At 61.2% G+C, this 12,590-nt stretch carries 13 protein-coding genes; 6 read left to right on the plus strand and 7 right to left on the minus strand.

Annotated elements, in window-relative coordinates:
• Positions 1–78: 78 nt before the first annotated feature.
• The 3 genes from IPK17_RS18815 to IPK17_RS18825 all read left to right on the plus strand — a co-directional run bounded on the left by IPK17_RS18815 (position 79) and on the right by IPK17_RS18825 (position 1,798).
• On the plus strand, positions 79–507 hold the full coding sequence (locus IPK17_RS18815; protein WP_343419232.1) for an SH3 domain-containing protein: 429 nt from the start codon (positions 79–81) through the stop codon (positions 505–507).
• Between the two features lie 168 nt (positions 508–675).
• Positions 676–1,344, plus strand: coding sequence for a hypothetical protein (locus tag IPK17_RS18820; RefSeq protein ID WP_343419233.1), 669 nt, complete (start codon positions 676–678; stop codon positions 1,342–1,344).
• 4 nt (positions 1,345–1,348) lie between these two features.
• The gene (locus tag IPK17_RS18825; protein WP_343419234.1) at positions 1,349–1,798 is read left to right on the plus strand and encodes an acyl-CoA thioesterase; all 450 of its coding nucleotides are present in this window, start codon (positions 1,349–1,351) and stop codon (positions 1,796–1,798) included.
• A gap of 14 nt (positions 1,799–1,812) precedes the next feature.
• Here the strand turns inward: IPK17_RS18825 and IPK17_RS18830 are convergent, their stop codons facing one another.
• The 3 genes from IPK17_RS18830 to IPK17_RS18840 form a co-directional block, all read right to left on the minus strand.
• Positions 1,813–3,045 carry a WD40 repeat domain-containing protein gene (locus tag IPK17_RS18830; protein WP_343419235.1) on the minus strand — a complete coding sequence of 411 codons (1,233 nt, stop codon included), beginning with the start codon at positions 3,043–3,045 and terminating at the stop codon, positions 1,813–1,815.
• Between the two features lie 204 nt (positions 3,046–3,249).
• Positions 3,250–3,906, minus strand: coding sequence for a hypothetical protein (locus tag IPK17_RS18835; RefSeq protein ID WP_343419236.1), 657 nt, complete (start codon positions 3,904–3,906; stop codon positions 3,250–3,252).
• A gap of 107 nt (positions 3,907–4,013) precedes the next feature.
• On the minus strand, positions 4,014–5,738 hold the full coding sequence (locus IPK17_RS18840; RefSeq protein ID WP_343419237.1) for a hypothetical protein: 1,725 nt from the start codon (positions 5,736–5,738) through the stop codon (positions 4,014–4,016).
• A gap of 132 nt (positions 5,739–5,870) precedes the next feature.
• Between IPK17_RS18840 and lexA the strand changes: the two genes are divergently transcribed.
• Positions 5,871–6,539, plus strand: a complete 669-nt coding sequence (gene lexA / locus IPK17_RS18845; RefSeq protein WP_343419238.1) for a transcriptional repressor LexA — start codon at positions 5,871–5,873, stop codon at positions 6,537–6,539.
• A gap of 71 nt (positions 6,540–6,610) precedes the next feature.
• Here the strand turns inward: lexA and IPK17_RS18850 are convergent, their stop codons facing one another.
• From IPK17_RS18850 to IPK17_RS18860, 3 genes are all read right to left on the minus strand, one after another.
• Complete coding sequence (locus IPK17_RS18850) at positions 6,611–7,081, minus strand: hypothetical protein (protein WP_343419239.1); 471 nt, start codon at positions 7,079–7,081, stop codon at positions 6,611–6,613.
• Positions 7,082–7,490: 409 nt separating this feature from the next.
• Positions 7,491–8,294 carry a hypothetical protein gene (locus tag IPK17_RS18855; RefSeq protein ID WP_343419240.1) on the minus strand — a complete coding sequence of 268 codons (804 nt, stop codon included), beginning with the start codon at positions 8,292–8,294 and terminating at the stop codon, positions 7,491–7,493.
• A 97-nt stretch (positions 8,295–8,391) separates the two neighbouring features.
• Positions 8,392–9,630, minus strand: coding sequence for a Zn-dependent hydrolase (locus IPK17_RS18860; RefSeq protein ID WP_343419241.1), 1,239 nt, complete (start codon positions 9,628–9,630; stop codon positions 8,392–8,394).
• A gap of 257 nt (positions 9,631–9,887) precedes the next feature.
• Here IPK17_RS18860 and IPK17_RS18865 point away from each other — a divergent pair, with 257 nt between their 5' ends.
• Both IPK17_RS18865 and IPK17_RS18870 read left to right on the plus strand, forming a co-directional pair.
• On the plus strand, positions 9,888–10,502 hold the full coding sequence (locus tag IPK17_RS18865; RefSeq protein ID WP_343419345.1) for an NfeD family protein: 615 nt from the start codon (positions 9,888–9,890) through the stop codon (positions 10,500–10,502).
• Between the two features lie 3 nt (positions 10,503–10,505).
• On the plus strand, positions 10,506–11,450 hold the full coding sequence (locus IPK17_RS18870) for an SPFH domain-containing protein (protein ID WP_343419242.1): 945 nt from the start codon (positions 10,506–10,508) through the stop codon (positions 11,448–11,450).
• A 92-nt stretch (positions 11,451–11,542) separates the two neighbouring features.
• On the opposite strand, the gene IPK17_RS18875 is transcribed toward IPK17_RS18870, so the two are convergent.
• The gene (locus tag IPK17_RS18875) at positions 11,543–12,478 is read right to left on the minus strand and encodes an extracellular catalytic domain type 1 short-chain-length polyhydroxyalkanoate depolymerase (protein ID WP_343419243.1); all 936 of its coding nucleotides are present in this window, start codon (positions 12,476–12,478) and stop codon (positions 11,543–11,545) included.
• Positions 12,479–12,590: the final 112 nt, after the last annotated feature.

Here is a 12,590-nt window from a genome sequence, read left to right on the forward strand (position 1 = left end):
TCCCTTGGGAGAGGGGATTGAGGGGTGAGACAATGTTTTTTTACTGTCAACTGATAACTTGCTTTCCTAGGGCATCCCATGTTCACCAAAACATTCCTTGTGCTGCTGATTGTAACAGTTCTCGCCTCGGCGGGTGGGGTGACTTCTGCTGAATCGACCACTGCTCCGTGCCCACTCGCGCCGCGCTCGCGACTGCACGTCGGCGCGGAAGCGGTCGTCGCGCCCGGCATCGATCTGCTTAACCTGCGGGCGCTCCCGGCACGGACGACGGGCGTGCATGGTCGCTTGTTCGCGGGCACCCGCCTCACGGTGATCGCCGGGCCGAGCTGCAATGGCAGCTATAACTGGTGGCGCATCGAAGCGCCAGACGGCACGCGCGGGTGGGTCGCCGAGGGGACGTGGGCGGAATACTGGCTGAATCCGGCGGATCAAGCCGAACGGGTGGTGAATCCGGTAGAATGGACCTGTGGCGTGGGGCTGGGGTCGCGACGCTGCCTTATGCCGTAAATTCAGAATTTTGTCTGACCAAATCCTTCAACCTATACCACGGGGAGAATGCTGGCACGGCGCGTCTGCTGGCTCCCCTCCCTGAATTCGGCGGCGTGGGGTCGGGGGTGGGGTCAGGAACTGCCAACCAGAGCGATCACTGTGATCTAGTTTATCGAGGTTGTGCCTGTGGTTCTGCCCGTCTTGCGTCTGAGTCTCGTGCTCTCCATTGTCTTCGCCGTGCTGGCTGCGCTCCTCATCCAGCAGCCGAGCAACGCGCAGGTCGTCGACGATTTCTTCCGCTGCGACGCACAGCCTTGCTGGCACGGCATTGTGCCGGGCGTGACTCTAGAAGATGAAGCGCTGCCCCTGCTCAACAGCGCCCCCAACGTGAGCGATCTATCAGCGGCCAATTACTACGGCTTCGACAAGTGGTACGCGTGGATGTGGAGCGACGCCTACCACGCCGACTCACCCGTGATCGGCGTGTGGGAAGGCGGCATCTATTTCAACACCAAAGCGGGCGACGGCGATGTCGTCAACCGGCTATTTCTGGCGACCTCCCTGCGCGTGGGCGATCTGTGGAATGTGTATGCTGCCCCGGATGAATTTGTCACACTGTCCAGCTATTCCGGCGCGGAGTATCTGGTCAGCCTCGACCTGCGCTATGGCCCGTTGATCGCCAACAGCGGGTTTGTCGGCTGTCCGCTGACGTTTGGGCAGGTCTTGCAGCAGCCCGTCTCGCTGTGGGTGAACGCGAACGTCGTGCGTTTGCAGGTCTACAGCACCGATTCACCCTTCCTTGACCTGCGCCGTGCTATCATTACGGCCAATCACCGCTACTGTGGAACGGGATGACGATATGACTTCAATGACGCCGCCGGAAGGCTTCCGGCACCACATCGCTATGCCTGTGCGCTGGTCAGATCTCGACGCGCTCGGCCACGTCAACAACGCGGTCTACCTCACCTACTTTGAGCAGGCGCGCATCAGCTACTTCAACGCGCTGGCCTTGTGGGATGGCAGCGTGAACAAGCTCGGCTTGATCATGGCGCGCGCCGTCATCGACTACAAGCTGCCGCTCAACGCCAGCGACGACGTGCATGTCTTCACGCGCACCAAGCGCCTCGGCACCAAGAGCTTTGACACCGAGCAGGTGATCGTGCGGCGCGTAGATGATCAATGGCAAGTCGCCGCCAACGGGCTGATCACCATCGTCGTGTTTGACTATCAGACCAATCAGTCAGCGCCCATGCCGCAGGCGTGGCGGGAGATGCTCACCGCTTACGAACCTGCGCCGATTCAAACGTAGCGGGCGCGCAGCCGTTACTCCACCCGTTGTCCCGTCGCGAGGTCGAACACGCGGACTTCATCGGAGCGCAGCATCTCGACCGTGACGCGCCCATTGGCCAGATCCCACGTGAACGAATCCACGCTGTAGCCGTACCACTGGGACTCCGCCGCGGTGGTGACGTAGAACGTGAAATCGGTCGCGCTGTCCCAGACCTGCGCGCCATCGTGGGTCTGTACGAGCAAGTAGCGCCCCGTCGCATCCCACTGCTGATTCCACCAGCGCCATGTCCAACGCGAATCGCCGAACTCGGTTGACCAATAGCGCGGCAGGTTGGAAAACGTGTGCAGGCGCGCGCCATCGCTTAAGCGCAGCACCACGCCGAGGCGGCGCTGGCGTTCTGGCCCCATATACAGCAGCGCCAGGTAGAACTCACAGTTGGGTGATAGGGTTCCACTCGCCCCGCCCCGGCTGACCGCTTGCGCGAAATCGGAGTCCAAGACCTGCAGCGTCTCACTCGTAAAATCATCCCTGAGCAGCAGCCGATCTTCGGAGACCCGAAACGAGATATTGGGCAGATAGACTTCACCGCACACATAGGGGCTGCGGTCATTCGGCGCGGTCACCGTCCCAAAGAAACCGCCGGGGTATTCATCCTCAGCCAGCGTTAAGTTCGTTGGTCGCCCGGTGTCCAGCCGGAAAATAATCGGCCTGTAGAAAAGATTTAGAGTATCCAGCGTGCCCGCAGCATAATTCCACTCGATCTGGGCAAAACTCCGCGCATTGTACGACGTAATCGTTAGTTGCAGCCGATTGCCCGTCGCCAAATCCCATAGGAACGCGCCGTGCCGGGTTTCGACCACCAGCGCGTCGCCCCGCGGCGACCACGTCAGGAAGTGCGGGCGGCGGTAGCCATCGGCGACCGTGCCGATCTGCGCGCCGTTCGTCGCATCCCAGAGGATCGTCGTGTAGCGCAAGCCATCGCCGAGCCCGCCCGCGAGGTAATGGCAGTCCGGCGACCAGCCGAGCAGCCAGAAGTTCGGCGCGGCGCTGTCCGTTTCCAGCACGCGCACGGTCTCACCGCTCGACCAGTCGATCAAGGCGAGCTGACCGTTGGCGTAGCGCGGGAACAGGTTCGGATCAGCGTAAGGGCTGGAGCTTTCGCAGTTGGCGGGAATGCCGTCGGTGTTGGGGATGTCATCTTGCGCGTGGGCGGGAATCACGCTCACGACGAGGAGCACAACGAGCAGTAGGGCGAATCGGCGCATGGGGTGTCTCCACTTCAGATCGGGTCGGTGAAACAGGCAACCTCACCCCCGACCCCTCTCCTAAAGGCGAGGGGAGACAGACGGGGCGCTTGAAATCCCCTCTCCTCTTTTCGGAGAGGGGATTGAGGGGTGAGGTTAGTTGTTACCAGCCTATCGTCATTTTCGCATGCGTCAGGCGATCAGCCGCGCGGCGTAGGGAAAGCGTCACCCGCCGATGCAGTCCGTCGAGATGAAACCGTTGACCCACCCGGCGGTGAAGATTTCTGTCCACAGCTCGCCATCACTGCCGGCGACGGGCGTCGGGTCGACATACCAGGTCTGCCCCGCCAGGATCACACTGCCAGCTACCGCCTGTCCGTCTACCATGTTATAGACCGGGGTTTCACAGATGATCGTCCGCAGCACGAAGCCCTCCGGGATGGCCGGGCCGGGCGGATTGGCGCTGGGCAGTCCGGGACAATCCCCCGTCACACTCAGAATCATTTGTTCAGACAAACCATTTCCCGCCGGGCTATATAAACGCGCCGTGATCGAATTGGTCTGCGGGGCAGATGCATATGGGTAGATGGGAGAAAAACCGATAGCAGATGTGCCGACAGACCGTGTATCTTCCGCATAAAAGATCACATTCCCGCTGCCATCGCGGGCTTCGAGCACCAGACGTTCAAGCCCGGTGCCCGTGTTATCCCGATCCCATGCCAACTCACCACCACCAGTAAAGGTGATTCCCGTACACGTCACACCCATAGTGACGGGCGCGACCAACGTTCCAGCCAATACCGCTGACAATGGAAGCGCCAATAAACTGACAAACAGCGTGATGAAAACGATCCTCGAAAACTTCGACGATTGCAGGTGCATATTCTCGTAGGTCTCCTCTAAGCAGGAAAATGAATCTTCCCTGCCAGTATAGCAAGGGAGTGACGAGAAGATACATTATCAATTATGAATTTTATCCTAAAAATGACCTACCCCCCGATGATATCCGCTTGGATGCCGTGCCCGCCGAGCGCGTCGCGCAGGTCGTTGAGGTTGTCCGTGCGCACAATCGCCGCCATCTCGCCCAACTGCGCGCCCATAAAGCGGCGCAGCGCGGGCGTCTCCATGATCAGCTTCATGATCTCCGGCGCGGTGGTGCGCAGCATCGTCACTTTTTCGAACTGCACGCTGGCGACCGCGCCCGCCTTCCAGTTGTTGAGCAAGTTGGCGAGGGCGGCGGGCAGCGGCGCATCCCCGGTCGCGCGGCTGATGAAGGCGGCGATATGCCCGGTGTTGATGCCCTGCCCGGCGGCGCGGTTGATGCTGTCCGTGTCGATTTTGTACAGGTAGCCGCCGTTCTCGATGCCGAGCCATGTCGCGAAGCGTGCGATCTGGAAGCGGTCGATGCGCGCGACCTTGCGCGACACCTTGAGCGAGCCATCCGCGCTCACGTCGATCTTCTCGCCCGTCTCGGTCGGGTTGGGGTAGGCGCTCAAGCCGAGGAAGGCGCGCCCGTAGGCGGTCAGCCGCGCCGCGCCCTCCGCCAGATCGACGAGGCCGAGCCAGTGCAGGGGCGACGTGATCAGGAAGTCGAGCAGCGCGCCATCGACCGCGTCCCAATCCTTGAGGCCAGAGAGGTATTTGCCGTCGTTGTCGCGGATGTACCACGAGTCGAAGTCGCTGTTGGGGCGCTGGAAGTCGGCGCTGTCCTGCTTGATGTTGTCGATGAAGTCATCCACCGACCACCAGCCCTGCGCGGGCACGGCCGTTTTGAGGATGTCGAGCACCGCGCTGCGCGCCCCGGCGGGGTGATACTGGCTCATCGTCCCGGCCTCGGTTTCGACGTGCAGACCGGGCACATGCCACAGGTCGACGTAGGCGCCAGTTTCGCGCCACGTCTCCGCCAGCTTGCGCAGTTGTTCCGAGCGGCTGCCGCCGAGCCAGCGGCGTGCCTCGGTGCGTTTGGGCAGCGCGCGTCCACCCTGCACTTCGATCAAGTCCGCGCCCACGCCCAGGCTGAGCAGAAACACCAACCGCGCGCGATCCGAGTTGAGCAGCACTTTCGCCAACGCCGTGAGATCGGACGCGGCGAACGTGTCACGTTCCAGCAGCGGCGCGTGCAGTTGGAGATAGGCCAGCAGCGTGGTCATGTCGTCGACCAGTGATGTATCCGCCGGGCGCACGTTGTCGACGCGTTCCAGCGCGGCCAGCGGTTCGGCCTCTTCGACCGGGAAATCGTCGTCATCCTCTTCGGGGAGATCATCGTAGGAGGTTTTGTGCAGCGGCAGCACCGATCCCAGATCGGACGGGATGTAGACGATGCGCCGTTGTCCGGTCTCCGCCAATTCGAAGCCGAGGCCGATCAAGCCGCGATAGTACAGCCCCTCCGCGGGCGTCGTCGGGTTGCGATGTGGTCGCTCTTTGGCGGCTTTGTCCGCGCCCATCTGGCGGATCGCACCGAAGACCATGTTGAACTTGGCTTCCGGCATTTTGCCATTCGACGGCGGCGTGGTCAGCGCGATCAACGCCCCGCGTTCGCGATCGTTCAGCGTCTCCCAGATCGCCTCCGCGCGCGCCGGATCGAGCATCGCCTTGTTGAGCGCCTCGATCATCTGGGGCGGCTCCAGCAGATCAACATTCACTTTCCAAACTTCTGCCAGCAGCGGCAGCAGAAAAGCATCACGTTCGCGCAAACTGTGGAGCAGACTGGTCATCGGAATTTCACCCGGAAAAATGAGAGTTCTTCCCTCTATTATAACCTTTATGAAACAAATTGATTGACTTAGAACGAGCGTTCGCCTACAATCGAAAATATGTTTTGATTTACACGGAACATGGAGTGCGCTATGAGAGATCGTCAAAAACTATCGGAGAAGCAGCGGAACATCCTGCGCTTTATCGAAACTTATATCGATACGCACGGATTTCCTCCCACCATCCGCCAGATCGGCGAGGCGACGGGCATCGCTTCGACGTCGGTTGTCAATTACAACCTGAACAAGCTGGTGACGGCGGGGTATCTGGCGCGGTCGGCGCGGTCATCGCGCGGGCTGCGGTTGGTCAAGAATGGCAAGAAGGGGACGGTTCAGCCCGTGTTCAGCGCACCGCAGGTGCTGCGCGTGCCGATGGCGGGCAGCATCGTCGCCGGGCAGCCGATTCCCGTGTTCAACGACTCGCAGGAGAGCGGCGACGCGGTGGAAGTCGCGCCCATGCTGCTGCGCGGCGTCGAACCGGCGGAAGTCTTCGCGCTCAAGGTGCGCGGCGATTCGATGATCGACGCCATGATCAGCGATGGCGACATCGTCATCTTCCGCAAGCAGGCGACGGCCAACAACGGCGACATGGTCGCGGTGTGGCTAGACGAACGTGGCGAAACCACGCTCAAGTACTTCTATAACGAAGGCGAGCGCGTCCGTTTGCAGCCCGCGCACCCGACGATGGACGCGATCTACGTCTCGGCGGCGCACTGTCAGGTGCAGGGGCGCGTGTTGTCGGTCATTCGCCCGACAGTGTGAGAACAGCAGCGATTAGCTGTTAGCATTTAGCCATTAGCACCGGCTCTTGGCTAATCGCTAATCGCTAATCGCTAATATGCTTTTAGCGCTTCTTGCGTGTACGGCTCGGCGATGAGGTTGAGGCGCGCCGCTGTCCACACGCTGTCATTCGCATCGAGCGTCAGTTCGCCCCCGCGCTTGATGAGCACGAGCGTCTTGTTGGTGTCAAACCATAAGCCGCCATCTGCGCCCGTCTGCTTGAGGAATTCAAGCGTCCCCTTGATGATCGTCGTGCGCGGCGAGGAACGATCGCGGCACGCGTCCAGCTCAAAGCCGATTTCGAGCGTCGCCGGTAAGCCGAAGGTCGCGCCCATCCACTCCCGCGCGCGCTGGCTGACTTCCGCCGCCATGAGGATCATGCCCGGGCCGTCCGCCCAGTAGACCACGCGCTCTTCCACTTCCGTTTTCACCACCGACTCGATCCCCAGTCCCTTGAGCCACAGCTTGATCGCCGTTTCGCCGTCGAGCTCGGTCACGAGGCGCAGTGTTTCTTGCGCTGCCATTTGCGTCATTCCCATGTACTGATACCACGACTCAGGGTACGCGCCTTTGTGCGCGGGGCCGTCAAAGGGGGACCACCCATTGGGGGGGGGGGGCCCGGGGAGCGGGGGGGCTTGGGATGGTTTTTCTGGGGCTGGGTTGGATCCCTCCGTTTTTTTTTGCCATGTTTGTGGGGCCGGGTTGTTGATGCGGGTTCTTTGGGGGGGCGGGGTTAGGGGGGGGGGGGGTTGTGTGGGGGGTGGACTCGGTGTTCGGTCTCGTGCTGGGGCCGGTTTTGTGGACATGTTGTGGGGCGGCCCCGGGAGAAACGTTTGTTTCTAGCCCTTAAGCCTGGGAGATCGGCATCGCGTCAAAAGGGGAAAGCGGACAGAGGTTGATCAGGCAATGCGCCAGGCACACATCGTGATGTTCCTAGGCAAGCAACCGCGCGACGGCGGCGAACACGTTGAGCGTACTCTGCCGCCACTGCGACCGGTTGTCTAGGTCAAACAGCACCCACGCGTCGCAGTCCGCAAGGTAAAACACGCGCAGAATGGGCAGCAGCGCCGGGCTGATGTAGCGGCGGATTTCGTCGGGTGTGAGTTCGGCGGCCTGCGGATCGTCTTCAACATTGGTGATTGTCTGGTGATGCAGCACGCCGCGCACGATCAACCCCGTCGAGGTGTCCCAGCCGAACAATGCGCGGATGCCATCGGTGATCGCGGGCAGTTTGGCATTGTCGGGGATCGGCTCGCCCTTGGCGTTCGTGGTCGCCGCGTCATAGGTCAGACGTGACCAACGCAGCACCGCTTCATCGTCGCCATTGACGGGGAAACCGAGCGCGGAGAGCGCCCCGCCCGTGATCGCCGCTGATCGGAACGTATGCACATGATCGCGTACGCCGAGCTGCCGCCGCTTGGCCACATCGTGAAAGATGACGATCCATTCGACTAAGCGCTGCTGGTCGGGTGTAAGTTCGGCGTATTCGGGCAGCATGAGCAGCGCCACCACGACCGAGGTCACATGCACGAGATTGCTGCCAAAGGGATGTGTCGCCATCAGCCGCCAGCCTGGGATCACGCGATCCGCCGTTTCGAGGCGTTCTGGCGTCCACCACAGGCTGATGCGCTCGTGCCACGCTTCCCATGTCGTGATCACCTCGCGGTGATACGCATCGGCGAGTTCGCGGGCGAACGGCAGCAGTTCCGGTAAATGCCCCTCCAGACGAGGAACCATGAGTATCTCCACATATATAAGTTAAAAATGCACTCCCTCTGCCTTGGGCAGTTACCCTCTCTTCAAGGAGAGGGAGTTGGGTTAAGGTTGAGTCCGGTTAGTTTCGGTGCGCCAAGCGCAGAATGGCCTGCAGGAGCACATTCGCGCCGTTGACGACATCCGGCCAGTCGGTGTATTCGTCCGGGTGATGGCTGATGCCGTTGACAGATGGAATGAAGATCATGCCCGTATCGGTGAAATCGGCGAGAATTTGCGGCGCATGCCCGCTGTAGCTGACAAGCCGCTTATGCGACAAATCGAGGTCGTCGCAGACCCCTTCGAGAAGCTGAATCATACCAGCCGCTAAAGAAGCGGCTGGCATGTGGGCAATCTCTTCAGTTTCTACGGCGAGACCGTAGGTAGCGGCGCACTGGTGAGCGAGCGACGTAATGGCGGTTTCCATTTCCGCCATCAGCTTTTCGCTCACGTGGCGATACTCGACGGTGAGACAGGCTTTGCTCGGAATGACGTTGAACATGCCCGGCTCGACCGTGACGTCGCCACAGTTGAAAATGCCGTCGCCGTAGCGTTCGCGGACGAGGTCATGCGCGCGGACGATGAACAGCGCCGCGCCGCGGAGCGCATCCCGACGTTTGTACATGTCGGTCGTGCCCGAATGCCCGGCCTGACCGAAGAAGGTCACACGGTGGGTGGTACGCCCGACGATGCCGCTTACGACGCCGATGTTGACGCCTTCGCGATGCAGGCGCGGTCCCTGCTCAATGTGCACTTCCAGATAGCCGCAAATCGACTGCGGCGCGCGGCTTGCCCGCCAAATCGCCCGGGGATCGATCCCAACCTGCATCAAGGCAGCGCGGAACGAACCTTCGCCGTAATTGATGGCGGAGAGGTCTTCCTGCGCCAGCGCGCCCGTGAGCGCGCGGCAGCCAAACAACGACTTCCAGCAGCCTTCGTCGTCGGTGAAGTCAATCACTTCCACATTAATCGGCAGATCAAGGTCAGCTTCGCGGAGCGTGCGCAGGCATTCCAGCGCGCACAAAATGCCCACTGAGCCATCATACTGGCCGCCGTTGGGGACGCTGTCTAAATGGGAACCGAGGAGGAGCGTCTTGGCGCCGGGTTCGGCGCTGTAGAGCACGCCGCTCAGGTTTCCCGCGTCATCATCGCGCACGGCCAACCCGGCGCTTTCGACTTTGTCCGCAAACCACGCGCGCGCGTGGATGTCATTGGCTGAGAGAGCGAGGCGGTTGATGCCGCCTTCAGGCGTTGCCCCGATGTGCGCGAGTTCGACGAAATCGGCGTGCAGACGTTCCGGGTTAATTTTCAAATCGGGCATCACAATTGAGGTCGGTAACAAGCCCGTACCTTCCATTACATTCCAACGTGAGAGCATTATATTCCCAAAATCAAGGCCTGCGCAATTATTCTTCACCGTCCCGCCTGTCGTCCGGATTAGCTGTTTCTTAAAATATTCGATGGTCCGGCACGACCCGATTTAATCAATTCTTGACCTCCCTCCCCTAAGCGTTAGGGGGTGGGGTGACCGTCATCTGCGTTATAATGAATCAAAGTGAGGGTTGAAAGGACGTGACCATGCTTGTTGACCCGAACATCGTCTATCTGATACTCCTAGCCGCGTTGTGGTTGAGCGTGACCGCCGTCTATGTGCCGGGGACGGGCATCATTGAGGTGCTCGCGGTCGGCGGGTTGATCGGCGCGATTGCGCTGCTCACTCAGCTCCCCACCAATTGGCTGGCCGTGCTGCTGCTGGTGGTGGGCGTGCTCGGCTTCCTCGTCATGCCCTTGATCGAAAAGCGCCTCGCGCTCGTTTCCGTCACCGGCTTGATTCTGCAGGCTATCGGCAGCCTCACGCTGTATTCCAACGGCGTCTCAGTGGCACTCCCGCTGATCGCCATCACCGTCGGCGCAGCCCTGCTGTATCACCGCTACGCCTTGCTGCGCGTGCTCGAATCGCACAAGCAGAAACCGGCGATGCTCGACGATGAGCCGATCACTGGGGCGGTGGGTTATGTCCAAAAAGCGATTGATCCGGTCGGCACCGTGTATGTGCGCGGGGAATCATGGACGGCGCGGTCGGATATGCCTCTGCCTACGGGCACGGCGATCGCCGTCGTCGAGCAGGATGGTTTGACCTTATTCGTTGAAGCTGTGAAGCAGAAGCATCACCAACCTCTTGAGGAGATATAGCGCATGGATGAACTTGCCCCTATTCTAGTCATTGGCCTCGTCATTTTCCTGTTTTTGCTGCTGTCGAGCATCGTCAAAATCGTCCCGGAATACGAGCGGTTGGTCGTACTGGCGTTAGGGAAGTATGCCGGGACGCGCGGACCGGGGATCACCTTCATCATTCCGCTGCTGGAAACGGCGCGCCGCGTTGACCTGCGCGAACGCTTCCTCGAAATTCCGCGGCAGACGGCGATTTCGAAGGATAACACCGCCATCGACATCGACTTTTTGGTCTACTACCGCGTGGTTAACCCCAAGCTCTCGATTTTGGAAGTCGAAAATGTGGTGGCAGCCTCGCTCAACATTGCGGCGACTACCCTGCGCGCGGTCATCGGCGATATCGAACTCGATGATGTGCTCTCGAAGCGCGAAGCCATCAACGATGTGCTGCGCGTCAAGCTGGACGAAGTGACCGAACGCTGGGGCCTGAAGGTGACGCGCGTCGAAATCCGCGAAGTGGAACCGCCGAAGCTCGTGCAGGAAGCCATGAACCGCCAGATGAGCGCCGAACGTGAACGCCGCGCTACCGTCACGCGGGCGGAAGGTGAACGCTCCGCCGCAATCATGGTTGCGGAAGGCGAGAAGCAGTCGGCCATTTTGACGGCCGAAGGGGAGAAGCAGTCGCTCGTGCTGCGCGCCGAAGGTGAACGGCAGGCACAGGTGCTGCTGGCGCAAGGCCGCGCGCTGGCGCTGGAAGCCCTGTTCAAAGAGGCGAAGGACGTCGACGAAAAGACGCTCATGCTCCAGTACCTCGACACGCTGCGCGCAGTTGGCAGCAGTAGCTCGACTAAGTTTGTCATCCCCATGGAGTTGACCGGGCTGGCGAACCGCGTCACCGCGGCGATCACCAACGCGGGTGCGCCGACGCCGCCGAGCAGCACCAACGGCTCGAACGGCAGCGCGCCGTAACGCTTCACTGCAGCCTCACCCCTCAGTCCCCTCTCCCGTGGGAGAGGGGAAGACAGGCAAATAGGTTTCCCCCTCTCCGCTCGGAGAGGGGGTTAGGGGGTGAGGCTGTTTCCTTGTTCCCGACTCAACGGCTCGAAGAAGTTCCAAATCTCCCGCGCGGCATCAATGTCGTGATTCACCGCGCCTGACCCCGAATACGGCTCCAGATCCGGACGCGGCCAATTGTGCCCCCCATTCAGCACACCATAGAGCGTGACCGCCGTGCCTTCCGGGCAGGTGACCGTCAGCGCGCGCACGCTGGTTGCGGCGTCCAGCGCGGGGAAATCGCGCGTGGTGGCGTCCTGTTCGCAGCCATTCACCGATGCCCAATAGCTGAACGTCGTGCCAATCGGGTAGGTGATGTAGATCGTCTGCCCGTTCCGGGTGACGCCCGTGCCGTCCCACGGGACATTCTCGTCCGCCGTGCCGTGAATCAGGATCATCGGCGCGGGCAGTTCGCTGGTACACACGTCCTGCATGCCGCCGAAAGCCGCCGCGGCGACCACGGCAAACCCGGCGAAGTGCGTCGGGTCTTCGCAGGCGGCGCGATGCACCATAAACCCGCCGTTCGAGAAGCCTGCCAGATACACGCGCGTCAGGTCGACCGCCTGCGTTTCCGCAATGTGATCGATGAGCGCCACCAGAAACGCGAGGTCATCGCGCGTTTCGTCGTAGCCGGGGACAGCGCGCACGAAGTTCCACTCCCCGTCAACCCCATCCGGATACGCGACGATGAAGCCTTCGTCGTCGGCCACGCGGTTGAACTGCGAATAGTCGGCTATCTGCGCGCCCGTGCCAAAGCGCCCATGCAGCACGATCACCAACGGCGCGGGGTCGCTGACCGTCTCCGGCACATAGAGCGTATACGTGCGCTCTACCCCGTCTACGAGCCACGCTTCCGGGGTCGCCTCGGGCGTCGCTTCCTGTGCGACCGCCGCCAGCGCGCCGATCCAGCACAGGCACAGTACCACCAGCATCAGTTTCCGCATCACCAGCATCCTCTGTGAACCAGTCCGTCCCGATACTACCCCAAACCAGAACCGGGCGTTCAATTCCCACCAGGGTCAAGGTTCGCTATAATCGGGCGCACTGAAGTAAGGA

The sequence above is a fragment of the Candidatus Flexifilum breve genome (genome assembly GCF_016713355.1).